This is a genomic window from Pseudomonas sp. NCCP-436 (assembly GCF_019656335.1).
Lineage (GTDB): Bacteria > Pseudomonadota > Gammaproteobacteria > Pseudomonadales > Pseudomonadaceae > Aquipseudomonas.
In genome coordinates this window covers 147403-173384 of the sequence record NZ_BPLZ01000008.1, presented here as the reverse complement: position 1 = coordinate 173384, position 25982 = coordinate 147403, and the positions used below count along the sequence as shown (strand labels likewise).

At 60.3% G+C, this 25982-nt stretch carries 26 protein-coding genes; 15 read left to right on the top strand and 11 right to left on the bottom strand.

Annotated features, from left to right (window positions below):
• The coding region (locus NCCP436_RS10990) for a hypothetical protein (protein WP_220804040.1) at nt 1-308 on the top strand (308 nt) is incomplete at its 5' end.
• 99 nt (nt 309-407) lie between these two features.
• Here the strand turns inward: NCCP436_RS10990 and tyrS are convergent.
• Nucleotides 408-1607, bottom strand: coding sequence for a tyrosine--tRNA ligase (gene tyrS, locus NCCP436_RS10985; RefSeq protein WP_220804039.1), 1200 nt, complete (start codon nt 1605-1607; stop codon nt 408-410).
• A gap of 178 nt (nt 1608-1785) precedes the next feature.
• Here tyrS and NCCP436_RS10980 point away from each other — a divergent pair, with 178 nt between their 5' ends.
• Together NCCP436_RS10980 and NCCP436_RS10975 are read left to right on the top strand one after the other, a co-directional pair.
• Nucleotides 1786-3225, top strand: a complete 1440-nt coding sequence (locus NCCP436_RS10980) for a peptidoglycan DD-metalloendopeptidase family protein (RefSeq protein WP_220804038.1) — start codon at nt 1786-1788, stop codon at nt 3223-3225.
• A gap of 3 nt (nt 3226-3228) precedes the next feature.
• Nucleotides 3229-4320, top strand: a complete 1092-nt coding sequence (locus tag NCCP436_RS10975) for an anhydro-N-acetylmuramic acid kinase (RefSeq protein ID WP_220804037.1) — start codon at nt 3229-3231, stop codon at nt 4318-4320.
• 56 nt (nt 4321-4376) lie between these two features.
• On the opposite strand, the gene erpA is transcribed toward NCCP436_RS10975, so the two are convergent.
• The 3 genes from erpA to NCCP436_RS10960 all read right to left on the bottom strand — a co-directional run bounded on the left by erpA (nt 4377) and on the right by NCCP436_RS10960 (nt 5944).
• Complete coding sequence (gene erpA / locus NCCP436_RS10970; protein ID WP_220804036.1) at nt 4377-4727, bottom strand: iron-sulfur cluster insertion protein ErpA; 351 nt, start codon at nt 4725-4727, stop codon at nt 4377-4379.
• Nucleotides 4728-4800: 73 nt separating this feature from the next.
• Nucleotides 4801-5211: a polymer-forming cytoskeletal protein gene (locus tag NCCP436_RS10965; protein WP_220804035.1), complete on the bottom strand. Its 411-nt coding sequence runs from the start codon at nt 5209-5211 to the stop codon at nt 4801-4803.
• Nucleotides 5201-5944, bottom strand: coding sequence for a DUF6776 family protein (locus NCCP436_RS10960; RefSeq protein ID WP_220804034.1), 744 nt, complete (start codon nt 5942-5944; stop codon nt 5201-5203). Before NCCP436_RS10960 ends, NCCP436_RS10965 begins: the two co-directional genes overlap by 11 nt.
• A 200-nt stretch (nt 5945-6144) precedes the next feature.
• Here NCCP436_RS10960 and hemJ point away from each other — a divergent pair, with 200 nt between their 5' ends.
• The 5 genes from hemJ (at nt 6145) to NCCP436_RS10935 (ending at nt 10692) form a co-directional block, all read left to right on the top strand.
• The gene (hemJ, locus tag NCCP436_RS10955) at nt 6145-6573 is read left to right on the top strand and encodes a protoporphyrinogen oxidase HemJ (RefSeq protein WP_220804033.1); all 429 of its coding nucleotides are present in this window, start codon (nt 6145-6147) and stop codon (nt 6571-6573) included.
• Between the two features lie 10 nt (nt 6574-6583).
• A complete protein-coding gene (locus tag NCCP436_RS10950; RefSeq protein WP_220804032.1) occupies nt 6584-7546 on the top strand; it encodes a nitronate monooxygenase family protein in 963 nt (320 codons plus the stop codon).
• Nucleotides 7543-8805, top strand: a complete 1263-nt coding sequence (locus NCCP436_RS10945) for an alanine racemase (protein WP_220804031.1) — start codon at nt 7543-7545, stop codon at nt 8803-8805. Before NCCP436_RS10950 ends, NCCP436_RS10945 begins: the two co-directional genes overlap by 4 nt.
• Nucleotides 8806-8932: 127 nt before the next feature.
• Nucleotides 8933-9880, top strand: a complete 948-nt coding sequence (locus tag NCCP436_RS10940; RefSeq protein ID WP_220804030.1) for a DUF805 domain-containing protein — start codon at nt 8933-8935, stop codon at nt 9878-9880.
• A gap of 23 nt (nt 9881-9903) precedes the next feature.
• Nucleotides 9904-10692, top strand: coding sequence for an SDR family oxidoreductase (locus NCCP436_RS10935; RefSeq protein ID WP_220804029.1), 789 nt, complete (start codon nt 9904-9906; stop codon nt 10690-10692).
• 6 nt (nt 10693-10698) lie between these two features.
• On the opposite strand, the gene NCCP436_RS10930 is transcribed toward NCCP436_RS10935, so the two are convergent.
• A complete protein-coding gene (locus NCCP436_RS10930) occupies nt 10699-12180 on the bottom strand; it encodes an AAA family ATPase (RefSeq protein WP_220804028.1) in 1482 nt (493 codons plus the stop codon).
• Nucleotides 12181-12388: 208 nt separating this feature from the next.
• Here NCCP436_RS10930 and coq7 point away from each other — a divergent pair, with 208 nt between their 5' ends.
• Entirely contained in the window at nt 12389-13036 is a 648-nt protein-coding gene (gene coq7, locus NCCP436_RS10925) for a 2-polyprenyl-3-methyl-6-methoxy-1,4-benzoquinone monooxygenase (RefSeq protein ID WP_220804027.1), read from the top strand.
• A gap of 48 nt (nt 13037-13084) precedes the next feature.
• On the opposite strand, the gene NCCP436_RS10920 is transcribed toward coq7, so the two are convergent.
• Nucleotides 13085-13507, bottom strand: a complete 423-nt coding sequence (locus NCCP436_RS10920; RefSeq protein WP_220804026.1) for an OsmC family protein — start codon at nt 13505-13507, stop codon at nt 13085-13087.
• A gap of 233 nt (nt 13508-13740) precedes the next feature.
• Between NCCP436_RS10920 and crp the strand changes: the two genes are divergently transcribed.
• The gene (gene crp, locus NCCP436_RS10915) at nt 13741-14385 is read left to right on the top strand and encodes a cAMP-activated global transcriptional regulator CRP (RefSeq protein WP_220804025.1); all 645 of its coding nucleotides are present in this window, start codon (nt 13741-13743) and stop codon (nt 14383-14385) included.
• 52 nt (nt 14386-14437) lie between these two features.
• Here the strand turns inward: crp and trpC are convergent, their stop codons facing one another.
• The 4 genes from trpC to NCCP436_RS10895 all read right to left on the bottom strand — a co-directional run bounded on the left by trpC (nt 14438) and on the right by NCCP436_RS10895 (nt 17841).
• The gene (trpC, locus tag NCCP436_RS10910) at nt 14438-15238 is read right to left on the bottom strand and encodes an indole-3-glycerol phosphate synthase TrpC (RefSeq protein ID WP_220804024.1); all 801 of its coding nucleotides are present in this window, start codon (nt 15236-15238) and stop codon (nt 14438-14440) included.
• Entirely contained in the window at nt 15235-16281 is a 1047-nt protein-coding gene (gene trpD, locus NCCP436_RS10905) for an anthranilate phosphoribosyltransferase (RefSeq protein ID WP_220804023.1), read from the bottom strand. Before trpD ends, trpC begins: the two co-directional genes overlap by 4 nt.
• Nucleotides 16278-16874, bottom strand: coding sequence for an aminodeoxychorismate/anthranilate synthase component II (locus NCCP436_RS10900; RefSeq protein WP_220804022.1), 597 nt, complete (start codon nt 16872-16874; stop codon nt 16278-16280). The genes trpD and NCCP436_RS10900 overlap by 4 nt, the downstream gene beginning before the upstream one ends.
• 304 nt (nt 16875-17178) lie before the next feature.
• A complete protein-coding gene (locus NCCP436_RS10895) occupies nt 17179-17841 on the bottom strand; it encodes a GntR family transcriptional regulator (RefSeq protein ID WP_220804021.1) in 663 nt (220 codons plus the stop codon).
• Between the two features lie 281 nt (nt 17842-18122).
• Here NCCP436_RS10895 and NCCP436_RS10890 point away from each other — a divergent pair, with 281 nt between their 5' ends.
• From NCCP436_RS10890 to NCCP436_RS10870, 5 genes are read left to right on the top strand one after another with little or no spacing between them, the layout of a single operon-like run.
• A complete protein-coding gene (locus NCCP436_RS10890) occupies nt 18123-19358 on the top strand; it encodes an NRAMP family divalent metal transporter (protein ID WP_220804020.1) in 1236 nt (411 codons plus the stop codon).
• 16 nt (nt 19359-19374) lie between these two features.
• Nucleotides 19375-20145 (top strand): LamB/YcsF family protein, encoded by a 771-nt coding sequence (locus NCCP436_RS10885; RefSeq protein ID WP_220804019.1) that lies wholly within the window; start codon nt 19375-19377, stop codon nt 20143-20145.
• The gene (locus NCCP436_RS10880; RefSeq protein WP_220804018.1) at nt 20142-20948 is read left to right on the top strand and encodes a putative hydro-lyase; all 807 of its coding nucleotides are present in this window, start codon (nt 20142-20144) and stop codon (nt 20946-20948) included. The genes NCCP436_RS10885 and NCCP436_RS10880 overlap by 4 nt, the downstream gene beginning before the upstream one ends.
• Before the next feature lie 9 nt (nt 20949-20957).
• Nucleotides 20958-22571, top strand: a complete 1614-nt coding sequence (locus NCCP436_RS10875; protein WP_220804017.1) for a 5-oxoprolinase/urea amidolyase family protein — start codon at nt 20958-20960, stop codon at nt 22569-22571.
• The gene (locus tag NCCP436_RS10870) at nt 22568-24295 is read left to right on the top strand and encodes a biotin carboxylase N-terminal domain-containing protein (protein WP_220804016.1); all 1728 of its coding nucleotides are present in this window, start codon (nt 22568-22570) and stop codon (nt 24293-24295) included. Before NCCP436_RS10875 ends, NCCP436_RS10870 begins: the two co-directional genes overlap by 4 nt.
• Nucleotides 24296-24476: 181 nt before the next feature.
• Here the strand turns inward: NCCP436_RS10870 and trpE are convergent, their stop codons facing one another.
• On the bottom strand, nt 24477-25955 hold the full coding sequence (gene trpE, locus NCCP436_RS10865) for an anthranilate synthase component I (protein ID WP_220804015.1): 1479 nt from the start codon (nt 25953-25955) through the stop codon (nt 24477-24479).
• Nucleotides 25956-25982 lie beyond the last annotated feature (27 nt).

Here is a 25982-nt window from a genome sequence, read left to right as displayed (position 1 = left end):
TGATTCAGTTGTTAAAGAGCGTTTCGATCAGGCCTTTCGCCTCAATCAAGGCCGCGCATTCTACAGCAGCCTTTCAATCTGTCAAGCTGTTTTTCGAAGAATTTTTTCTTTCTACTCAACCACTTGCGCTTTCGATCAGATCTTCTTCTCTCCAGCGGGAGGCGCATTCTACAGCGTTTAAATCCGCTGTCAACCACCTCTTTCACCACCTTCGATTTCCGATCGAAACACCGAGAGCAGCTCACCACCCACCGGCCGGCGCATCCTACACGCCAACTTCAGATCCGCAAACCCTTCATTCAACTTAACTTGTTGATTAACAAGAAGTTTTTGAAGCGCTTCATCGCTGAAGTGGCGCGCATTCTACAGCCCAGCGACAGAACGTCAAGCCTTAATTTCGAATCTCCTCACTCAGCCTTGAGGGTAATGCGAGCAAAGGCTTTCTTACCTGCCTGACAGACATGAGTTGCTCCGAGCCTGAACAGGAAGGCACGCTCGACCACCTGACCATCTACGCGCACACCGCCACTACCAAGCAGATCGCGAGCCATTGCGGCATTACGCACCAAACCAGCCCTGTTGAGAACGGAAGAAATTGGCATATCCTCGGCCGAGGTCAGCTGAATTTCCGGCAGATCCTCCGGCAGCTCGCCATCTTTCATTCGATTACCTGCTGAGCGATGGGCACTGGCCGCCGCTTCTTCACCGTGAAAGCGAGCAACAATTTCTTCCGCCAGCTTGATTTTGATGTCACGCGGGTTGGCGCCAGCCTCGACATCTCGACGGAATTGATTGATTTCCTCCATGGAGCGGAAACTGAGCAGCTCAAAATACCGCCACATCAGAGAGTCCGGCATAGATACCAACTTGTTGTACATAACGCCGGGAGCTTCCTGGATACCGACATAGTTGCCCAGGGACTTGGACATCTTCTTCACGCCATCAAGCCCTTCCAGCAACGGCATGGTGACAATGCACTGAGACTCCTGGCCATAGGCACGCTGCAGCTCACGCCCCATCAACAGGTTGAATTTCTGATCGGTACCACCTAGCTCGACATCCGCTTTCAGCGCCACCGAGTCGTAGCCCTGCACCAGCGGATAAAGGAATTCATGAATGGCGATCGGCTGATTGCCACTATAGCGCTTGTCAAAGTCGTCACGTTCAAGCATGCGCGCCACCGTGTACTGCGACGCCAAACGGATGAAATCGGCCGGCGAGAGCCTGTCCATCCAAGTAGAGTTGAAAGCGACCTCGGTCCTGGCCGGATCGAGAATCTTGAAGACCTGCTGCTTGTAGGTCTCGGCATTCTCCAGTACCTGTTCACGAGTCAGCGGCGGACGCGTCGCGCTCTTACCACTGGGATCACCGATCATGCCAGTGAAATCACCAATCAGGAAAATCACCTGATGACCAAGCTCCTGGAACTGGCGCAGCTTGTTAATAAGAACGGTATGACCAAGGTGCAAATCGGGTGCAGTCGGATCGAACCCGGCCTTGATCCGCAGCGGCTGCCCCCGCTTGAGTTTCTCGATCAGCTCCGCCTCAACCAGAACCTCTTCCGCGCCGCGCTTGATCAGCGCCAGCTGTTCTTCGACCGACTTCATGAAAAAACCGTAACCACTGCCAATTGAAAGGGAACCCAAAATACAAGATCACGAACTAATTACAAGTTTGCCAGAGAGCGCGTTTCGCTGACCGGCAGACACGATCAAGGGTTGCCCCACAGGACTTTTGATTATATTTTATACAGTTATCGCCCATTCCAAGAAAACGCCTCACGCCATGACGCACAAGACCCCCGAAGCTCCGCCATACCCGAAGAGCCATATCCTGGCTGCGAGTGGCGTCGCCGCACTGCTGAGCCTGGCACTCCTGGTGTTCCCTTCGCGCGAAGTCGAAGCGCAGAAAACCTTTATCGAGCTGGATCTCGGCAATGAAGCTGAGTTGGTGCTTCAGGAAAAGGACGACCTCCGACAAAAGCAACTACCTCAAGAGCTTTCCTCGCCCTTTGCCCGCATCGAGCAACCCAGCGACAGCGTCGCCAACGCAGCTCCTGCACAAAGCACTGAGCCGGCTTCCCTAGATACTATCGAAGCCCCTACGCCAACTCCTCAGCCTAACCACCACAGCATCACTGTCAGCAGTGGCGACACCCTTTCCACTGTATTTTCCAAGGTCGGCCTGAATGCCAACGACCTGCACCAAGCACTTAACAGCAGCAAGCAAGCCAAACAGTTTGGCCGCTTGCAAGTCGGCCAAGTACTGGATTTTGAACTGGATAAGGAAGGCAAGTTGAAGCAGCTGCAGACTCGCCTAAGCGATCTGGAAACCATCCGACTGGTTCGTGACGACAAGGGTTTCGACTTTCAGAGCGAGCAGATCAAGCCTGAGGTAGTGACTCGCTACAGCCATGGCGTCATCAACAGCTCTCTGTTTCTCTCCGCCAAACGCGCGGGCCTGTCCCACAACCTGACCATGGAGCTGGCAAACATCTTCGGCTATGACATCGACTTTGCAATGGACATTCGCGAAGGCGACGAATTTGAGGCGATCTACGAAGAAAAAGTGGTAAACGGCAAGAGCGTGGGCACCGGCAACATACTCTCGGCACGTTTCACCAACCGCGGAAAGACATACACGGCCGTGCGCTACACCAGCAAACAGGGCACAACCAGCTACTACAATGCCAACGGAGAAAGCATGCGCAAGGCGTTTATCCGTACGCCGGTAGACTTCGCCCGTATAAGCTCTCGCTTCTCCACTGGTCGCAAACACCCGATTCTGAACAAGATCCGCGCCCACAAGGGGGTGGACTACGCGGCTCCCCGCGGTACCCCGATCAAGGCTGCCGGCGATGGCCGTGTTACCCTGGCAGGACGTAACGGCGGTTATGGTAATACCGTGATCATCCAGCACGGCCAGCGCTACCGCACCCTCTATGCACATATGCAGGGTTTCGCCAAGGGCATTCGCAATGGCGTCAATGTCAAGCAAGGACAGATTATCGGCTATATCGGCACCACCGGCCTTTCCACTGGCCCGCACCTGCACTACGAGTTCCAGGTCAACGGGGTACATGTCGATCCACTGAGCCAGAAGCTGCCTATGGCTGACCCCATCGCCGCCAGCGAGAAAAAGCGCTTCATGCAGTTGAGCAAGCCGCTGATGGCACGAATGGATCAGGAAAAGGCCACCCTGCTGGCCGCCAACCGGCAGCAATAAGCAGTGCCTCTCTATCTTGGCGTGATGTCCGGTACCAGCCTGGACGGCCTGGACATCGCGCTGATCGAACAGGGGCAGCACACCCGCCTGCTGGCGACCTTCTACCAACCGATGCCCGAGTCACTGCGTCAGGAGCTGCTGGCGCTGTGCTCACCTGGCGATGACGAACTGGCCCGAGCCGCGCTCGCCGAACAGCGCTGGGTCGAGCTGGCCGCCATCGCCATTGCCGAACTGCTGCAACAACAAGGCCTTGAGCCCGGCCATATCCGCGCAATCGGCAGTCACGGCCAGACCATCCGTCATGAGCCTGCACGCCATTTCACTATCCAGATTGGTAACCCGGCGCTTCTCGCTGAACTGACCGGCATATGCGTGGTAGCTGACTTCCGCCGACGCGACGTGGCCGCCGGCGGCCAGGGAGCACCGCTGGTTCCTGCCTTTCACCAGGCATTGTTCGGCGACAGCAGTGGATATGTGGCAGTGCTCAATATTGGCGGTTTCAGCAACCTCAGCCTGCTTGCTCCAGGCCAAGACGTACTCGGCTTCGATAGCGGCCCGGGCAACGTACTACTCGATGCCTGGATCCAGCATTGCCAGGGCAGCCACTATGACCGCGATGGCAATTGGGCCGCCACTGGGCAGATTAACCCGGCACTACTGTCCCGCCTGCTGGAAGATCCGTTCTTTGCAACTCGCGGGCCGAAGAGTACAGGGCGTGAGCTGTTCAACCTCGACTGGCTGCTTGCTCATCTGCAGAGGCTGCCACCAATGCCCACCGAGGATGTGCAAGCCACCCTGGTTGAGCTGACTGCCTGCAGCATTACAGACGCCCTGCGCAGTGCCCAGCCCCACACCGACGAGCTGTTGGTATGCGGCGGCGGCGCCCACAATACCTGCCTGATGAAGCGTCTGGCGGCACTGCTACCGGACACCCAAGTTCGTAGTACTGCGGCTCTGGGACATGACCCGGACTGGATCGAGGCCATGGCCTTTGCCTGGCTCGCTCACTGCGCCCTCAGTAGCATTCCCGGTAACCGTCCCAGCGTTACCGGTGCACGCGGGCTGCGTGTTCTCGGCGCCATCTATCCGGCCTAGGCCTCAATGAAAACGCCGCGCAATGCGCGGCGTTCCTTCAAAGAAAAAACTTGTCCTCAGATCGAGAACGAGGACCCGCAGCCACAGGTGGTGGTAGCGTTAGGGTTCTTGATGACAAAGCGCGAGCCTTCCAGACCTTCCTGATAGTCAACCTCTGATCCCACCAGGTACTGAAAACTCATCGCATCGACCACCAGACTGACACCCTCTCGCTCAATGATGGTGTCGTCTTCGGCCACCTCCTCATCGAAGGTGAAACCGTACTGAAAACCCGAACAACCGCCGCCTGTGACGAATACGCGCAATTTCAGGCGAGGGTTGCCCTCTTCATCGACCAGGGTCTTCACCTTACTGGCAGCACCCTGGGTAAAGTGCATCGGGGCAGGGGTGAAGGTTTCGACGCTCATGCTGTACTCCCGGCGCCATGCGCCATACTGCGTTACGGCAGGCATTATCCGCTTGCCCGACGAAACCGGTCAACTATTGCTCAACATCCACCGAAGCCGGTAGTTCCAGCGGACGCCCATCATCCTTCAGCGGGCACAAACAGCCCTCGATCTGCGCGCCCATAGCCATTTCCATCAGACCGTAGTGCAGGTTGCCACGCACCCGGGCACGGGCGCCCAGTTCCAGATGATCACTGGCGAATACGTCACCACTCACTTCGCCATCAATCACTATATGGGGTGCACGTATCTCACCTTCAACCAGTCCCCCAACACTGACACGTACCAGCCCCTCGCTAGCCTGCAGATTGCCGATCACCCGACCATCAATCTGGACCGCCCCCTGAAAGCGCATATCCCCCAACAACTCGGCGCCTGCAGCAATCAGGCTGGTCTTGCCGCTGAAACGCTGCAAATTCGGCTTGGCCTTGTCTTTATTCCACATGCGTGGCTGTCTCTCCTGATTTGATCCAATCGAACCTGTGCTCCTGCGGCGCCTCACCTTTGACCTCCGCCACGACCTTCACCTGATGAGGTTCAAAGGCATCAGGCAGGCGTATCTCACCGAAGCGACCAGCCTCCGGGAAAGCCTGAAATTGCTTGAAGAAAAAGGGAATGGTCGCTTCCTCCAACTCCGTAGAGAGCACCGAGAGCGGGATACTGGCATCCTCTCCGTTCTGGCGACCCTCCACGCTGACATGCAGCAGCCCCTGCAACGGATCGTCGCCGACACCGTCCCGGCTCATCAGTACCTTGTAGCGAAAAAGCCGTGAATCATCCGTGGCCTGCAGCTCAAAGGCTCGAATCCGCAACCCTTCCCGACGACTGTCCGGGGCCAGTACCGCCTTGTAGGCAGCCAACTCCTGTTGCTGCTTGAAGATCTGATCCTCAAGCAGCTTGATGGTACGCCGCGTCTGCTCAAGGGTCTGCTGGCCGACTCGCTCACTACTGTCAAAGACCGCCAGACGCTGGCGCAACAGCTCCAGCTCCTGTTCCTGCTCAACCAGTTGCATCTGCAATGCCCGATTGTCGTCAGCGGCCGGCAATTCGACTGGCTGCGGCCAATACAGACCGAACCCGAACGCCAGCGGAATCAAAAGCCAGCCCAACAGTGCCAGCCAGAAGTGCCTGCGCTCACGCGCCGGATCGCTCAGGCGAACCTCCCAGCGCGGTGTCATACCAGCCACCTCTGTGACAGTGCCCACCTGTTACCGTTGATAGCCCAAGCGCCATCCGTTACTCGGCTCATCGCCCGCCCTCTTGAAACACCGCAAAGGTTTCGATGATAAGTTCGCATCGACCAGGCTCCAACCGCGAGGGTGACGCCAGAGCGCAGCCACTCTACTATCGGAACAGGTTTTCCGCACAAGGATCTACAATGCTCTATCTCTGGCTCAAGGCCCTGCACATCATCGCGCTGGTTTGCTGGTTCGCCGGACTCTTCTATCTACCACGCCTATTTGTTTACCACGCGATGAGCCATGACAACATCAGCCACGAACGCTTCTGTGTCATGGAGCGCAAGCTTTATCGCGGCATCATGACACCGTCGATGGTTCTCACCCTGGCGCTGGGCGCTGGCCTGCTGAGTCTCAACCCCTCCTACTATTTCAGCCAGGGCTGGCTGCACGCCAAGCTGCTTCTGGTCAGCGCGCTGGTTGTCTACCACTTGATCTGCGGTGCGCAGCTCAAACGCTTCGCTAGTGGCGAGAATCGCCACAGCCACGTGTTCTACCGCTGGTTCAACGAAGCCCCAGTACTGGCCCTGCTGGGCATTGTCATCCTGGTTGTCGTTCGCCCCTTCTGAGGAACCTGCCATGTCCTTGCCCGCCCTGCTTGAACAACGCCTGCGCCTGCCGCTGGTCGCCGCCCCCATGTTCCTGGTATCGGATCCTGCACTGGTCACGGCCTGCTGCAACAGCGGCATCGTCGGCAGTTTCCCGGCACTGAATCAGCGTGAGACTTCAGGCTTCGCGACCTGGCTCGACGAACTGAAAGCCGGTCTGAGCGAGGACGCCGCACCCTATGCCGTCAACCTGATCGTTCACCAGAGCAACCCGCGTCTGCAGGCGGATCTGGCCATTTGCGCCGAACGCCGGGTTCCCATCGTCATCACCAGTCTTGGGGCGGTGAAGGAGGTGGTCGATGCGGTACACGGCTATGGCGGACTGGTATTCCATGACGTGACTACCCGTCGCCATGCCGAGAAGGCTGCCGAGGCCGGTGTCGACGGACTGATCGCAGTGGCGGCTGGTGCTGGCGGCCATGCCGGCACCTGGAGCCCGTTCGCCCTGCTCGCCGAGATCCGCCAGTTCTTCGACAAGACCGTGCTACTGGCCGGCTGCCTCAATCATGGTCACGAGATCCTGGCCACCCAGCTACTCGGCGCAGACCTGGCCTATATGGGCACTCGCTTCATCGCCACCGTCGAGAGCGCCGCCTCACGGACCTACAAGGACATGCTGCTCAATACCCGGGCTGCCGACATCATCCACACCCCGGCGGTTTCCGGCGTGCCGGCCAGTTTCATGCGGCAGAGTCTGGAACAGGCGGGCTACGATCTGAAACGTCTGCAGGACAAAGCCAGCATCAACTACGGTGAGAAACTCAAGCCGGTGGATGACGAGGCCAAGGCCTGGAAAACCGTATGGTCGGCAGGTCAGGGAGCCGGCGACATCGACGATCTACCCACAGTGCAGACACTGGTGGCACGACTGGATCACGAATACCGCGCTGCTCTGGCTCGCACTCGGCAACTGGGAGAGCACTGGCCGCAATGAAGCGCCGCCACCTGGTAGGGCTGGGCGCACTCGCATTGCTGGGTGGCTGGACCTTGCGCCCGTCTAATCGCGGTCGTCCGCATGAGGGATATTTCGCCTCCCTCAACCGACAGCTGCAGGCTGATGGCGACGGCACTCCCGTGCTGCTGATCGACCTGGACCGGCTGGACGCCAACGCGGATCTGCTCGCCGCCCAGTTGCACGGACGCCTGGCGCTGCGTCTGGTGGTCAAATCTTTGGCCAGTCCCGGGCTGCTCGAATACCTTTCCAAACGCCTGAACAGCCAGCGCTTCATGGTTTTTCACCAACCTCAGCTCAACCAGCTGGCACGCAACTTCCCGCAAGCAGACCTGCTGCTCGGCAAGCCGTTACCCGTGCAGGCTGCCCTGGCGTTCTACCGCCAGTTGCCGCAGCACCTGGCCTTCAAACCGAGTCTCCAACTGACCTGGCTTATCGATAGTAACGAGCGCCTACAACAGTATGCTGAACTGGGCCAGGCACTGAATCAGCCACTGCGCATCGCCCTGGAGATAGACGTTGGCCTGCATCGCGGTGGTTTTGCCACGCCCGCAGCACTTGGAGAGGCCATGCTGCAACTGCGTCAGCATCCGTTTCTGCAGTTACAGGGGCTAATGGGATACGACGCCCATATTGCTCATACGCCGTTCTGGTTGTCGCAGGAACAGGCATTCGGCCAGACCAATGCCCGCTACCACGCCTTTCTGGAGTGCGCCCAGACTTTTACCGATCAGTGGCCTTCATCCCCCCTGCTCAATGGCGCAGGCAGCCTGACCTACCCTTTGCACAGCCAACTGGAAACCGTCTTAAACGAGGTAGCGGTAGGTTCCGCACTACTCAAACCTGCCGAGTTCGACACAGCACTACTGCATCGGCACCAACCTGCGCTGTGGATCGCCAGCCCACTGCTGAAAATCGAGGATGGCGCACTTCCCTACCTGCAACCCCTGCAATCACTGATTGCCGGCTGGGATCGCAATCGCCAGCAGGCCTACTACCTTTATGGTGGACGCTGGCCAGCCCAGCCAGTCTCCCCTGGCGGACTTGATTACGACCGATTCTACGGACGCAGTGCCAATCAGGAACGCTTGCTGGGCAGCACGGCCAGTAACCTACAACGGGGTGACTGGGTATTTCTGCGCCCGGCAATCAGTGAAAGGCTGCTCGGCGAGTTCAGCGAAATACGCCTGTTGCGCAAGGGCCAACTGGTCGGCCGCTGGAGCACCTGGCGTGGAGGATGAGCGACAACCCACACCGTACGCCAGGCAGCTTGTGCCCGAACCAGTTGACACTCTAGGCTAACCACTAGCCCGACCATTCCCGGAGCAGGCCGCTCCCTTTCCTTTTTCCGCCGACAAGGAAGCCCGCATGAGCTCACCACGCTACAAGATCGTCTTCGACGGCCAGTTGATGCCCGATACCACCTTGGAAACAGTCAAGGAAAACCTGACCCGTCTGTTCAAGAGCACTCCGGCACGCATCGACAGCCTGTTCAGTGGCCCCCTGGTTGTGCTCAAGCGCGATCTTAGCGACAGCCAGGCCGACCAGTACCTTGCCGCCTTGCAGAAAGCAGGTGCCCGCGTGCGCAAGGAAGTGGATCAGGTCGCCAGCCTGAGCCTGGTGCCAACCGACGAGCAATTGCAACAGTCCACGCCGACCGAACAGCCCCCCATGAACTGCCCCAAGTGTGGTCACGAGCAGCCCAGGAATAGTGAATGCACGGCCTGTGGCATCATCATCGAGAAGTACCTGGCCCGCCAGGCGCAACTAGCGGAGCAGCGACCCAGTCCGACCCCGGCCGTATCTCCCTATTCGCCACCTCAGGCCGATGTTGCCGAACACCTGCCGGAATTTGGCGAGCTGAAGGTGTTCAGTATCAGCGGTCGAATCGGCCGGCTCCGCTACCTGGGCTGGTCCATGGGACTGATGTTGCTGGCCATGCTGGCCTATGCAATCGCCATGGGCGTCATGGCCTTCCTGCCAGTGCTCGGCGGCGTCCTGATGCTCCCGATAGGGATCACAGTCTTCGCGGTCAGCGTGATGATCGGTGTACAGCGGCTGCATGACATCGGCTGGTCCGGCTGGCTCTGGCTGATTAACTTCGTGCCGCTCATCGGCTTCGTCTTTACCCTGCTGATGTTCCTGATACCCGGCACCAGCGGTGCCAACCGTTACGGCCCGCCAGCGCCACCCAACAGCCGCGGAGTCACAGTCCTGGCCTGGGGCGGCCTGCTGCTCGGCATCTTCGCCTTTATCGGCATTCTGGCCGCCATCACAGTTCCAGCCTACCAAGGCTACCTTGAGCACGCTCAGTAGCAGCAGTTTCAGGAGAAATAGCCTTGAGCGGTTACGCTCTGATAACCGGAGCCTCCAGCGGCATCGGCCTGGCCATCGCCGAGGCTCTCGCCCGCCAGGGACACAACCTGATCCTGGTAGCACGCCGGCGAGAGGCGCTAGACAGCATTGCCAGCGAGCTGACACAGCGCTTCGGTATCAAGGTGCTGTTTCGTATCTGCGATCTCAGCGAGCCGCTGCAACTCTCCGGCCTGCTGCATGAACTAGAGCACGGCCCCTGGAGTATCGATCTGCTGGTCAACAACGCCGGTCTCGGCTGTGCAGGTGCTTTTCTGCAACAGGACTGGGGGCGCGAGCAACGGCAACTGGAGGTCAATGTACTGGCCCTGACCCGTTTGTGCCACGCACTGGGCCAGCACATGGCACAGCGGGGGGGCGGTCAGATCCTCAACCTGGCCTCTCTGGCCGCTTTCCAGCCCGGCCCTTGGATGAGTAGCTACTACGCCAGCAAGGCCTATGTGCTGCACTTTTCCGAAGGTTTGCGGGAAGAATTGCGCCCCCTCGGCGTACATGTCTGCACCCTCTGTCCGGGGCCGACTCGTAGCGCGTTCTTCCGCGACGCGCAAATGGACATCTCGCGTCTGGAAAACAGCCCGCTGCTGATGAAGGCTGAGGAGGTAGCGCTGATCGCTTTGAAGGGGCTGGCGAAAAACCGCGCGATCATCATCCCCGGCTGGCGTAATCGACTGCTGACGTTTCTGCCACGCTTTACACCACGCTGGCTGGTGCGCTGGCTCAGCGGCCGGTTAACGCGCACCTATGGCGGACTCTGAACGACCTCAGCCGGCCTTCACGGTCCGTCCGTCAGCCCATTGCCGCAGAGCCGCCAGCCTCTCGCCCATCACCACTGACAACGGCGCGGTATTGCGAATCGCCTCCAACACCAGCGCCTGACTGGCAGCCTGCTGCCGGGCCTGTCCAGCGTAAAGGGCACTGACCACCGCCTGCTCGATTTCCGCTCCGGAAAAGCCTTCACTGGCCAGCGCCAGCTCAACCAGATCGAATCCGGCTGGATCCAGCTCGCGCCGCTGCAGATGAATACGAAAGATCTCGGCACGTACCTGGCTATTGGGCAAATCGACAAAGAACAGCTCGTCAAAACGTCCCTTGCGCACCAGCTCCGGAGGCAGACGATCGATGGCATTGGCGGTAGCGACCACGAATACCGGCGACTTGCGCTCGGCCATCCAGGTCAACAGCGTCCCCAGCACCCTCTGACTGACACCACCATCGTGGTCACCGGTGGCCAGGCCTTTCTCCACCTCGTCCATCCACAGCACACAGGGCGCCATTTGCTCAGCCAAACGCAATGCTTCGCGCAGGTTGCGCTCGGTTTCACCGAAGAACTTGTTGTACAGGCAAGCAAAGTCCAGACGCAGCAGCGGTAGCCCCCAAAGGCCGGCAACCGCCTTGGCCGCCAGGCTCTTGCCACCACCCTGTACCCCGACCAGCATCACCCCGCGCAGAGGGTCAGGCCCGCTGCCGGACATAAAGGCCGCCTGCCGCTCGCCCAGCCAGCGCTTGAGATTCACCAATCCACCCACATCGGCAAAGCGTGCCGTGTCGTACTCGAAACTGAGCACTCCATCGAGGTCGAGCAGACGGAACTTGATTCGGTTCAGCTCAGGCAGGTCTTCCTGGGTGATCGCCCCATCGTCGACAATCAGGTTGCGGGCCAGTGTCCGCGCCTCAACATGACTCAGCCCACGCAGGTTCTTCACCACCTGCTGCAGAGTGCGGTTATCGGTACGAACCCTTGCTCCACGATTGCGCTCACTCCAGCGCGTAGCCTCCTCCCGCACTATGGCCAGCAGTTCGTCCTCCGATGGCAGAGACAGCTGGAAACGCGCCGAGTGGCGCTGTACCTCGGGCGGCAGACGCAAGGCATGGGATACCAGGATCAGCGTTGGCCGGTAGGTCTCCTGTTGCATCGCTACTTCCTTGAGCAGACGCACCAGCTTCGGATTGTCCGAAAGGAAAGGGTGCAGGTCGCACATGGCGTAGAGATTGGGTTGTGTATCCGCCCTGACCAGCCGCAAAGCGTCTTCCGGCGCCTGTGTCGCCGTATCGATGCTCGTGCCGCCGGCAAAGCCAGGGCGCTGCAGGCCCCCGGTGATCGACCAGGTATGCAGCCCGACGCCACGACGGATCGCCAGACTGGTCAGGGTCTCCAGCACCCGCATCTCATCCCAGGACTCGATCACTACCAGCTTGACCTTCGAGTCCAGCACCAGGCCCAGATCGTGAATATCGTTCTTCAAACATTGCTCCTTGTGCAAACAGGCAGGCAATTCACTGCGCTGGACTGCCCCCCTCCCCGCACGCCTACGCGGCCAACAATGATGGCTTGGTCGGCAGACATGCGCTGGTCGTCCTTCACTTTTTATTAATCTGCGTCCATTCGGCGCAACCTTCGCCGCGCACCGGCGGCATGCAGTAAACTGCACCATTGTCTGTTCCGGAGGCCCCATGACCAGCGAACGCCACTACTCCCCCATCGACCGCCTGCTACTTCAGGCCGATGCTGCCCTGCGCACGCTGCTGCCGTTCAGTGGAGCCTCGGGCCGCCCGTCGCCGGCCGTCGTGCTGCCCGAGGCCGAACTCAGCACCGAGGAAAGCCGTCACATTGCCGGACTGATGCGTATCAACCACACCGGCGAGGTCTGCGCCCAGGCGCTGTATCAGGGCCAGGCACTGACCGCCAAGTTACCGGAAGTGCGCAGCGCCATGGAACAGGCAGCCGACGAGGAAATCGACCACCTGGCCTGGTGCGAGCAACGCATCCGTGAACTCGGCAGCCACCCCAGCGTGCTCAATCCGCTGTTCTACGGCCTCTCTTTCGGCGTCGGCGCGATCGCCGGGCTGGTCAGCGACCGAGTCAGTCTGGGCTTCGTCGCAGCCACCGAGGATCAGGTGTGCAAACACCTCGACGAGCATCTGCAGCAGATCCCCGAACACGACGCCAAGTCCCGCGCCATTCTCCAACAGATGCGCATCGACGAAGAGCAGCATGCCGACAGCGCTCTGGCCGCCGGTGGCCTGCGCTTCCCGGCACCTGTCAAGTTCGGCATGACCCTGCTATCGAAGGTCATGACCAAGAGCACCTACCGCATCTGAAAAGAACAAGGGCGCCATCGGCGCCCTTGTTCTTTTCCATATGGCGATTCAGCCCAGTTCAACGATTTCGTAATCGTGACTGATCTCAACGCCTGCACGGCCCAGCATGATCGAAGCCGAGCAGTACTTCTCGGCCGACAAATCCACCGCCCGTTTGACCTGAGCTTCCTTCAGGCCGCGCCCCTTGACCACGAAGTGCAGGTGGATTTTGGTGAATACCTTGGGCTCTTCGGAGGCGCGTTCAGCATCCAGGAATACCTCACAGCTCTCCACCGGTTGCCGTCCCTTGCGCAGGATGCTGACCACGTCGAAGTTGCTGCAGCCCCCCAGGCCGATCAGCACCATCTCCATCGGACGAATACCGAGATTACGGCCACCGGCCTCGGGCGGGCCGTCCATCACCACAGCATGGCCACTGCCGGATTCACCAAGGAACAGGGCTTCACCGGCCCACTGTACGCGCGCTTTCATCAATCCAGGCTCCCAAGGTGGAAATGTGCGGCAGATTACCACAAGCAGTAAACCTTCCGCCGACCGGCTTTTGCGCTATGGTTCCTATACGTATGTTATCCAGGTCGCAAAACACGTCCTGATAACGGACGAATTATTAAGCTGGAGCCAGAATGCTGGCACACTGGTACGGATAACCAATAAGAACTTGCCTGCGGGACAAAGGCCTTCCATTTATTTTCCGGGACTCGGGCATGGTTGCTATTACCCTTACACCAAAAATCAAGAATCTCGACAAACTGCTCGCTCACTGCCACCGCCGACGCTACACGGCAAAGAGCACCATCATCTATGCGGGTGACCGCTGTGAAACGCTCTTCTTCATCGTCAAGGGCTCGGTCACCATCCTGATCGAAGACGATGATGGTCGCGAAATGATCATCGCCTATCTCAACTCCGGGGATTTCTTCGGCGAGATGGGGCTGTTCGAGAAAGAGGGCGCGGAAAAGGAACGCAGCGCCTGGGTGCGCGCCAAGACAGAGTGCGAGGTCGCAGAGATCAGCTACGCCAAGTTCCGCGAACTGACTCAGCAGGATCCGGACATTCTCTTCGCACTGGGCAGCCAGATGGCCGAGCGCCTGCGCAACACCACGCGCAAAGTGGGCGACCTGGCCTTCCTCGACGTAACCGGACGGGTGGCCCGCACGCTGCTGGATCTGTGCAAACAGCCAGACGCCATGACGCACCCGGACGGCATGCAGATCAAGATCACCCGCCAGGAAATCGGCCGGATTGTCGGTTGCTCGCGGGAAATGGTCGGTCGCGTACTCAAGTCACTGGAAGAGCAGGGCCTGGTACACGTCAAGGGCAAGACCATGGTGGTATTTGGCACCCGCTAACTCGTCCCCTGAATGAACAAAGCCGGCATCAGCCGGCTTTGTTCATTCAGGATCAGGGAAAGAACAGTCGGGCAAGCTCGCTACCCGGATCCTCGGCACGCATGAAAGCCTCCCCCACAAGGAAGGTGAATACCTCATTGATCTGCATCAGTTCGACGTCGGCCCGATTCAGAATGCCGCTTTCGGTGACCACCAGGCGATCCCGAGGAATCCGCGGCAACAGATCCAGGGTGGTATCCAGACTGACCTCGAAAGTGTGCAGATTGCGGTTGTTGATGCCCAGCAACGGCGTATCAAGCTGCGTCAGCGCTCGCTCCAGCTCATTGCCGTCATGCACCTCAACCAGTACGTCAAGCCCCTGCTCCCGAGCCACCTGCGCCAGCTCCAGCATACGAGCGTCGTCCAGCGCGGCGACGATCAGCAGTACACAGTCGGCCCCCAGTGCCCGAGCCTCGACGATCTGGTATGGGTCGATCATGAAGTCCTTGCGGATCACCGGCAGGCTGCAAGCGGCACGCGCCTGCTGCAGGTAAAGATCGGCACCCTGAAAGAAGTCGACGTCGGTCAATACCGAGAGACAGGCCGCACCGCCAGCCTCATAGCTCTGGGCGATCTCGGCCGGCACGAAGTACTCACGGATAACCCCCTTGCTCGGTGAAGCCTTCTTGATCTCGGCAATCACGGCTGCTCGCTTCTGCTGTGCGCGCTCGGTCAAGGCACGAGCAAATCCGCGCACCGGATCGGCCTGGCGAGCCTGACGCTCAAGTTCGTCAAGCGTGATGACCGCCCGCCTTGCCGCTACCTCCTCGGCCTTGCGGGCCAGAATTTTCTCCAGAACGGTCGGCACGCTCACCCTTCATTCTCCTGTCTGAACACTGCGGTAAAGGACACCAGCTCCTGCAGCTTCTCCCAGGCCAAGCCGGAGTGCAACGCATCGTGCGCCAGCTCTACCCCCTGCTTCAGGCTCATGACCTCGTCGGCAGCGTAGAGAGCCGCCCCAGCGTTAAGCACGATCATATCCGCTGCCTTCTGGCCGCTCTCGGTCTGACGCCGACCCAAGGCATCACGGATCAGTGCCAGCGAGTCGGTGGCACCCTCAACGGTAAGGCCGATCAGACTCTGGCTCTTAATGCCGAACTCCTCAGGCTGGATATGGTACTCGCGAACCTGGCCATCCTTGAGCTCGGCAACGTAGGTCGGTGCCGCCAGGCTAATCTCGTCGAGACCATCCTGCGCATGCACCACCAGCACGTGCCTGCTACCCAGGCGCTGCAGCACCTCAGCCATGGGCCGACAGAGCGCCTGACTGAACACGCCAATTACCTGGTGACGGGCACCGGCAGGATTGGTCATAGGTCCAAGCATGTTGAAGATGGTTCTCAGCCCCAGCTCGCGACGCGGGCCAATGGCGTGCTTCATCGCACCGTGATGGGATGGAGCGAACATGAAGCCGACACCCACGCACTCCACGCAGCGCGCCACCTGCGCAGGCTCAAGTCCCAGATAAACCCCGGCAGCTTCCAGCAGGTCGGCGCTGCCACTCTTGCCGGATACGGCACGGTTGCCGTGCTTGGCTACCTTGCCGCCAGCTGCAGCAACGACGAAGGCCGCGGCGGTGGAGACGTTGAAGATATTCATGCCATCGCCGCCAGTACCGCAAGTATCAACCAGGCGTTCGGCCTCGATGCGTACCGGGGCGGCTAACTCGCGCATAACACTGGCAGCGCCAACGATCTCGTCGATGGTCTCGCTCTTCATGCGCATGCCCATGAGGAAAGCACCGATCTGCGCATCGGTACACTGGCCGGTCATGATTTCACGCATGACGGCTTGCATTTCCTCGGTAGTCAGGTCGAGCTGGGCGACGATCCGGTTGAGAGCTTCCTTTATGTTCATGGGCGCACGCCTCCAGTCTGCTTGAGGAAGTTGGCGAAAAGCTCATGCCCCTGCTCGGTCAGAATGGATTCGGGGTGGAACTGCACGCCCTCGATGTTCAGGGTTTTGTGCCGCAGGCCCATGATCTCGTCGACCGAGCCATCTTCGTGCTGGGTCCAGGCGGTGATCTCAAGACAGTCCGGCAGACTTTCGCGCCTGACAACAAGAGAATGATAGCGGGTCACTGTGAGCGGATTGTTGAGGCCGGCGAACACGCCTTTATCCTCATGAAATACCGGGCTGGTCTTACCGTGCATTACTTGACGGGCGCGCACTACCTCACCGCCATAGGCCTGACCAATGCTCTGGTGACCAAGGCAGACGCCGAGGATCGGCAGCTTGCCGGCAAAGTGCAGGATCGCCTCGATGGATATCCCTGCCTCACTTGGCGTACAGGGACCGGGAGATACAACAATACGCTCAGGCTTGAGTGCCTCGATCTCGGCGATGCTCAACTCGTCGTTGCGGATCACATGGACATCTGCACCCAGCTCACCCAAGTACTGCACCACGTTGTAGGTAAAAGAATCATAGTTATCGATCATCAGCAGCATGTCGCATCACCTCTTGCAGAACTGCCTTGGTCTCTGGGCCCCAGTCTTCGTGACACCTATGGCTGCACAAACTGAAGTGCTCTGCGGGCGCGCCGGCGTGAAGATCTGATAGCGGACAAACGAGGATTGACCGGCGAAACCGGTCTGGAGAAGGATCAGGCGCGCCAGCGCCAACGAGCCAGGGCCTTGAGGACACGCATCAGGAGGGTGCTGCTGAAAGTCACGGGAAAGTCTCTCGTTACGATGCTGCCACAGTAGCCCAGCTGCTGGCAGCACGCAACCATGAACCCTGCAAAGCAAGCCATCAGCGCAGGCGCCGGGCATAGGCAGCCAGTACGGTTCGTTCCGACTGCACGAGGTAGGCATCCAGCGCCCGCGAGGCCTCATCCGGCCGGCCGGCTTCAAGCAGTTCGAGGATATTGGCGTTCAGATCTATATAGGGCGAATGCAGAAACTCGGCATCGTTAAGCAGCCCAAACGCCAGACGCAACTCTGCAGACAGCTGCGCATAAAAGGTATTGAGGCGCTCGCTGTCAGCCAGCTCAACGATTGCCGCATGAAACGCCATGTTGGCTGTACCCACCCCACTCCAGTCGCTGGCTTCCCGACACTGCCTGGCACTCGCCATAGCACTGGCCATGCGCTTAACCGCCGGATGCTTGGGATAGGCCTGGGCAAGCGCCTGACACTCTATGAAGCGGCGTACTCGGTAGATGTCAATGATCGAGGCCATGTCGGGCACAGACACGAACACTCCTCGATTGGGCTCATGCTTGAGCAGCCCCTCCTGGGTTAGCACGCGAAAGGCTTCACGCAGGGTATTGCGTGAAATATTCAGGCTTTCGCTCAACGCAGCCTCGGACAAGCGCTGCCCAGGCACTAGCTCCCCGTCAACCAGTTTTCGGCGGATCTCGGCTGTGACGGTTTCGCCCAGAGTGCGGGGATTATCTGCAGCAGTCTTCGTCATGTATCAATCCGTTAGCGTGGTGCCGCTTGTTGGAGCGGGCCCATTAATGCCGACAGATGGTCTACCAGAGTAACCACTCAGGCAAGCCGCAAGCGTAACCTGTCGCACCAGAATGAAACATCCATGGGTATTAAGGTAACAAAATAGTGCAAATACCCCATCGATATTATATTTATTGTTGAACAATTTAACTGTCTAAGCCCGACAAAAATACCTAGATTGAATTACATGGCACAGTGCTTGCGTAAAAAAAGAACCCGCCCACCTTTCAGGAGTGCCCTATGCAATCCCAGACGCCCAGCGACTTCGCACGCTCACGTCGCTCCTCCCTGCTAGCTGCCATATTTCTGATGGCTACATCTGCCATCGGTCCCGGCTTCATCACTCAAACTGCGACTTTTACCGCAACCATGGGGGCAGCCTTCGCCTTCGGAATCCTCGCCTCGATCCTCATAGATTTCGTCGTGCAACTGAATGTGTGGCGAATTGTCACCCTTACCCGCATGCGTGCATCGGATGTTGCCAACGCGGCGATCCCCGGAAGCGGCTATCTGCTGGCAGTACTGGTGATCTTCGGCGGGTTGGTATTCAACATCGGCAATATCGCCGGATCCGGTCTTGGCCTTAACGCTCTGGCCGGGCTGAATGCCAAGTGGGGCGGCGCTCTCAGCGCATTGGTGGCGATCGGCATTTTCCTGTCACACCGAGCCGGTATCGCCGTAGATCGCATCATGATCGTACTGGGCATACTGATGATTGCCCTGACCCTTTTCGTCGCCTTTGCTTCCAACCCTCCGGTGGCTGAGGCCCTGCGCCAAACGGTGTGGCCGGACGAGGTCAACTTCGCCACCATTACCACTATCGTTGGCGGCACTGTCGGCGGCTATATCACCTATGCCGGTGCGCACCGTCTGCTGGATCGCGGCACAGTTGGCGTAGAACACATCGAGTCGGTTTCCAAGGCTGCTCTCAACGGCATTATCGTCACTGGAGTAATGCGCTACATATTGTTCCTGGCCATTCTCGGCGTGGTCGCCAGCGGCGTTGCCATCGATACTTCCGGCCATGGAGCCAACCCGGCTGCGCAGGCATTTCAGGCTGCGGCAGGCCAGTTCGGACTGCGTGCATTTGGTCTCATCCTCTGGGCTGCCGGCATCACCAGCGTAATCGGAGCAGCCTACACTTCGATGTCTTTCCTCACCGTATTCCGGCCGTCGATCAGCGAACGTGGTCGTAACCTGGCCACTGTGGTTTTTATCTCGCTGTCACTGCTGACATACCTTCTTCTGGGCACCCCGCCCGCTGCGCTATTAGTTTTTGCCGGTGGTTTCAATGGGCTGATCCTGCCTATCGGCCTGACCATATTCATCTATGTGGGCTGGCGCCGTGCGGACCTGATGGATGGCTATCACTATCCGCGCTGGCTGCTGGCACTGGGCGCCATTGTCTGCGCCCTCACTTGGTACATGGGCGCGATGTCGGTCGGCCCGATCTTCGCGTTCCTCAATGCTGCCTGATCCAAGGAAATCAACCATGCCAATCATCGATCTCAACAGCGATATGGGTGAAAGCTTCGGCCAATGGTCGATGGGCGACGACGCGGCGATGCTCGACATCGTCACCAGTGCCAACGTCGCCTGCGGCTTCCACGCGGGTGATCCCGCCGGCATCCTGCGCACTCTCAAGGCGGCAGCTGCCAGGGGCGTGACCATCGGCGCCCACGTCGCCTACCCGGACCTGGTCGGTTTCGGCCGCCGCAATATGGATATCGCTAGCGATGAACTAACCGCCGACGTGATCTATCAGATCGGCGCCCTGCAGGCCCTGGCCACTGCCGCCGGTACCTCGGTGCGCTACGTGAAACCGCATGGCGCGCTATACAACACCATCGCCCACGACAAGCGTCAGGCGCTGGCAGTGATCGAAGCGATTCGCGCCGTCGACGCGCGCCTGGTGCTGGTGGCCCTGGCCGGCTCGCCACTGATTGAGCTGGCACGTAGCGAAGGTCTGACCTGCATCGCCGAAGCCTTTGCCGACCGCGCCTACACGCCGCAAGGCACCCTGGTATCGCGCCGCGAGCCAGGCGCCGTGCTGCACGACGCCAAACAGGTGGCCCAGCGCATGTTACGCCTGGTGCAGAGCGGCGAGGTTGAGGCAGTCGATGGCAGCGTCGCCCGCATCGAAGCCGATTCCATCTGCGTGCACGGCGACAGCCCCGGCGCCGTCCAGATGGCTCGCGAAGTGCGCCAGTTGCTGGAGCACTCCGGCGTATCTCTGCAATCCTTCGCCGGGAGTACCCGATGAACGCCATCCAACGTGCCCAGCAGACCGCCATTGCCGCCGCCCGCCAGGCCCGAGCCAATTACCGCAACGGCCACATCGCGCCCACGGCAGGCATCGCGCCGGGCATGACCCAGGCCAACCTGATCGCCCTGCCCCGCGACTGGGCCTATGACTTTCTGCTATACGCCCAGCGCAACCCCAAAGCCTGCCCGGTGCTCGACGTGACTGATGCCGGCAGCCCACACACGGTATTGGCCGAAGGCGCCGACCTGTGTACCGATCTGCCGCTGTACCGAATCTGGCGTGACGGCAAGCTGGCCGAAGAAGTCAGCGATGCCACCGCCGCCTGGGCCGAACACGCCGACATGGTGACCTTCCTGATCGGCTGCAGCTTCACCTTCGAGACTGCCCTGCAGGAGGCTGGCATCGACGTACGACATATCACCGACGGCTGCAACGTGCCGATGTACCGCACCAACCGCGCCTGCCGCCCGGCGGGTCGCCTGCATGGCGAGATGGTGGTATCGATGCGCCCCATCCCGGCTGATCGCGTGGCCGAGGCAGCCGGTATTTCCGGGCGCTACCCCTCGGTACACGGTGCTCCGGTGCATATCGGCGAGCCACAGTTGCTCGGTATCAGGGATCTGCAGACGCCGGACTTCGGCGACGCAGTACGCATCGAGCCTGGTGAAATTCCGGTGTTCTGGGCCTGTGGCGTTACCCCCCAGGCTGCGCTCATGGCCTCCGGGGTCCCCTTCGCGATTACCCATTCGCCGGGTCATATGTTCATCACCGACGTGCCTGACAGCACCTATCAGGTCTAGGAGGCGGTTTTGCGTTTTCTTCCCGTAAACCTGGATGCCCTGCTCGTCGAACTGGCGAATCTCGACGAAACCCTGGCACTTTTCACCGCGCTGCAGGCCGAGCCTATTGCCGGAGTCGAGGAAATGATCCCCGCAGCGCGCACCCTGCTCATCCGCTACCGGCCCAGCGCCATCGACCGCCAGACGCTGGTCGACGCCATTGCCCAGCGCGACCTGAGTCAACGCCAAGCGCAAGATAGCCGTCGCGTGGAAATCCCCGTGTACTACAACGGCGAGGATCTCGATGAAGTTGCCGCGCTGCTTGGCATCAGCCGTGAAGAGGTGATTCAGCGTCACACCAGCGCGGATTACGAGGTGGCTTTCTGCGGCTTTGCTCCCGGTTTCGGCTACCTCACCGGTGGCGCCGGGTTTCTGGTGCCACGGCGGCCAACACCGCGTACCCGTATTCCCGCTGGTGCTGTGGCTCTGGCCGGTGAATTCAGCGGCGTCTACCCCAAAGCCAGCCCCGGCGGCTGGCAGATCATCGGCGTCACACCGTTGCAGATGTGGGATCTGGCTCGCCCGGAACCGGCGTTGCTGCGCCCGGGCTACAAGGTTCGCTTTCGTGATGCCGGCGCCCTGCCGCCAGGCGGCTTGCCGGCACCGCGCCAGCCTGAAAATACAGTTGCTGTCGGCCCCCACTATCTCGAAGTACTCAGCCCGGGCCTGCAAACGGTGCTGCAGGATCTTGGCCGTGCCGGTCATAGCGATCAGGGCGTGTCAGAGTCCGGTGCTCTGGATCGCAGCGCACTGCGCGCGGCCAATCGGGTGGTCGGCAACGACTCGGCCTGCGCCTGCCTGGAAGTGGTGCTCGGCGGCCTGAGTTTCGTCTGCCACGGCCGCACCATCATCGCCATCACCGGCGCGCAGACACCGATCAGAGTGACCAGTGCCTGCGGTCTGCAGTGGCAAGCGGACAACTACCAGCCCATCGAGCTGGATCGCGGCGACCGTGTTAGCCTCGGAGCGCCACAAGCCGGGCTGCGCAGCTACCTGGCGATTCGCGGCGGCTTCCAGGTTGATCCCGTGCTGGGGAGTCTGTCCTACGATAGCCTGGCGCAAATTGGCCCACTGCCGCTCAAGGCCGGTGACCGCCTGGGCTTCAACGAAGTCAGCGGCGGAAGCAGCGTTTCCGTGACGGAAAACCCAACCTTCGCGCTGCCTACCACTATTGACGTAGTCACCCTGGATGTGGTCATGGGCCCGCGCAGTGACTGGTTCACCGAGGCAGCCATTGAGCTGCTGAGCAACCAGCCGTGGCGCGTTACTGCGCAGTCCAACAGGGTTGGCATCCGCCTGGAAGGCGATGTAGCACTGCAGCGCTGCAAGCATGACGAACTGCCCAGCGAAGGCACTTCTGTGGGCGCTATCCAGGTTCCTGCAAACGGCCAGCCGGTTCTGTTTCTCGCCGACCATCCACTGACCGGCGGCTATCCGGTGATCGCCTCGGTTGCCAGTTACCACCTGGATCTGGCCGGACAGATACCGATCAACGCAAAGATTCGCTTCAACCCCATCCGGAAGTTTGCCGAACTGCAGGCCAACACCTCCTTTTCCACTGCCGCCGCGAAAGATATCTCATGAAAAAAGTCCTGATCGCCAACCGTGGTGAAATCGCCGTACGCATCGCTCGCGCCTGCCGCGACTATGGTGTGGCCTCCATTGCCGTGTACGCCAATAGCGACATAGACGCCCTGCACGTGCGCCTGGCCGACGAAGCCTACGCGCTGGACGGCGAGCGTCCAGCCGACAGCTACCTGAACATTGACAAACTGCTGACCATCGCCAGGCGCGCTGGTGCCGATGCCGTACATCCCGGGTACGGTTTTCTCTCCGAGCGCTCCGATTTTGCTCGTGCGGTACTGGCCGCCGGGCTGATCTGGATCGGCCCGCCCCCTGAAACCATCGATATGCTCGGCGACAAGGTTGAAGCCCGCAAACTCGCCGAGCAGGTCGGCGCACCTCTGGTAGCCGGCACCCCGGGCCCGGTGCAGAGCGCCGCCGAGGTACTGACCTTTGCCGAGCAGCACGGTTTGCCGATCGCCATCAAGGCCGCCTTTGGTGGCGGTGGACGTGGACTGAAGGTTGCCTGGCGCATGGACGAAGTGGCCGAGTTGTACGCGTCGGCAGTGCGCGAAGCCGAGGCTGCATTCGGCCGTGGCGAGTGCTTTGTCGAACAGTTCCTCGACCGCCCGCGCCATATCGAAGCCCAAGTGCTCGCCGATACTCATGGCAATGTAGTGGTGGTCGGCACCCGTGACTGCTCGCTGCAACGTCGCAACCAGAAGCTGGTGGAAGAAGCGCCGGCCCCCTTCATCACCGATGAGCAGCGCCAGCGCATTCACCAGTCCGCCCACGACATTTGCGCCAAGGCCGGTTACGTAGGTGCCGGCACAGTGGAATACCTACTCAGCGCCGATGGCACCCTGTCGTTCTTGGAAGTGAACACCCGCCTGCAGGTGGAGCACCCGGTGACCGAGGAAACCGCCGGCATAGACCTGGTCATCGAACAGTTGCGCATCGCCGAAGGCCTGCCGCTGTCCTTGCACGAGACACCGACAGCACGCGGCCACAGTTTCGAGTTCCGCATCAACGCAGAAGATGCCGGCAAGGGCTTTTTGCCCACCCCCGGCAAGATCAGCGAGTTCCGCGCACCAAACGGTCCCGGCGTGCGTCTGGACAGCGGCGTGGAGACCGGCTCTACGGTGCCCGGCACATTCGACTCGATGATGGCCAAACTGATCGTCACCGGCGCCACACGCGAGCAGGCCATTGCCCGTGCCCGCCGCGCCCTTGCCGAATTCCATATCGAAGGTATCGCTTCGGTACTGCCCTTCCACCGCGCGGTGATGAACCACGCCGATTTCACTGGCGAGCGCTTTGCCGTTCACACACGCTGGATCGAGACCGACTTCACCGAGCAGATCACCCTGGCACCGCGCACGTTGCCGGTGGCCGACGAGGCGGTGCTGCGCACCTTCATCGAGATCGACGGCAAGCGCCATGAGCTGGGCCTGCCCAGTGCGCTGCTGCAAGGCCTGGCGCCGTTGAGCAGCAATGTTCAGGCGACGTCTCAGGCCACAGCACCGGCCGACACAGAAGGTCTGGTCAGTGCACCGATCTCCGGCAACCTGCACGCCTGGCTGGTTGAGGACGGCGCCCAGGTGAAGGCCGGCGAAGTGATCGCAGTGATGGAAGCCATGAAGATGGAAACCCAGGTCACCGCCCCTACGGACGGCATCCTGCGCATCCGTGAACAGGCCGGGGGCTATCTGGATGCCGGGGCAGCGCTGGCCAAGCTGGACTAGGGCGCACAACAGCCACGTCGGGGGCGCTTAACCGACGTTCTTCTCATCCGCTACCCTGCCAGGCTATTGGTGGACGGATAAAGCGACGTCCGCCCTAGGGTTTGGGTTTAGGCGCAGCGATACCCAGCAAATCGGAAACAGGAAGGGCAGCCTAAGCTGCCCTTCCTGTTATACGCTCGGATCAGAGCGAGCCCTGTTCCGCCAAGGCCACCGCCTTGAACATCGCCAGGCGCTTGTTCAGGGTTTCTTCCCACTCCAGCGCCGGTTGCGAGTCGGCAACAATACCGGCGCCGGCCTGCACATGCAGCTCACCATCCTTGATCACTGCGGTGCGGATGGCGATGGCGGTATCCATGTTGCCGTTCCAGGCGTAATAGCCGACTGCGCCACCGTAGACGCCACGCTTGACTGGTTCGAGCTCGTCGATGATCTCCATGGCACGGATCTTCGGCGCACCGGACAGTGTGCCGGCCGGCAGGATGGCGCGCAGAGCGTCCATCGCACTAAGTTCACTGCGCAACTCACCGGTAACGTTGGAGACGATGTGCATGACGTTGGAATAGCGTTCGATGACCATCTTCTCGGTCAGCTTCACCGAGCCGACCTCCGAAACACGACCAACGTCGTTGCGCCCCAGGTCGATCAGCATCAGGTGCTCGGCGATCTCCTTGGCATCGGCCAGCAGATCCTGTTCAAGCACCAGGTCGGCCTCCTCAGTGGCGCCGCGCGGGCGGGTACCGGCGATCGGTCGCACGGTGACCAGATTGTCTTCGACCCGCACCAGCACTTCCGGCGAGCTGCCCACTACGTGGAAATCACCAAAATTGAAGAAGTACATGTAGGGCGTCGGGTTGATACAGCGCAGCGCGCGGTACAGATCGATGGGAGCAGACTTGAACGGGATAGACATGCGCTGGGATATCACCACCTGCATGCAGTCACCGGCCAGGATGTAGTCCTTGATCGCCCGAACCGCCTGCTCGAAGTCCTCACGGCTGAAGCTGGAACGAAATGCCGGCTCCTCGCCGGCAGGCCGGCTCAGATCCACGCCCAGGCGCGGCGCCATGGGCTGACGCAGCTTCTCCAGGATGGACTGCAGTTGCGCCTGACCGCGCTCAAAAGCGTCGGCTTCAGCCGGATCGGCCAGGACAATGGCGTGCATCTTGCCAGCCAGGTTGTCGAACACCACCACAGCATCGGAAACGTTGAGCAGGATATCCGGCGTGCCCAGTGCATCGGGATTTACCCCGGCAGCCAGGCGTGGCTCCACATAACGCACGCTGTCGTAGGCAAAGTAACCCACCAGGCCACCGTTAAAACGCGGCAGACTGGAGATGGTCGGTACCTTGTAACGCGCCTTGAATTCCTCGACAAAGGCCAGCGGATCCTCGCACTGGTGCCGCTCCACTTCGACCCCGTCGGTAGTGATCACCACTTCATGGCCCTGCACGCGCAGCACGGTGCGCGCCGGCAGGCCAATGATCGAGTAGCGCCCCCACTTCTCCCCCCCCTGCACCGATTCAAGCAGGTAGGAGTTGGGCGCATCGGCCAGTTTCAGATAGATCGACAGCGGCGTGTCGAAGTCGGCAATGGTTTCACAGGCGAGCGGAATGCGGTTGTAGCCTTCAGCGGCCAAACGCAGGAATTCTTCATGGTTCATGATCAGCCTCGTGGCTTGAGAGTATCG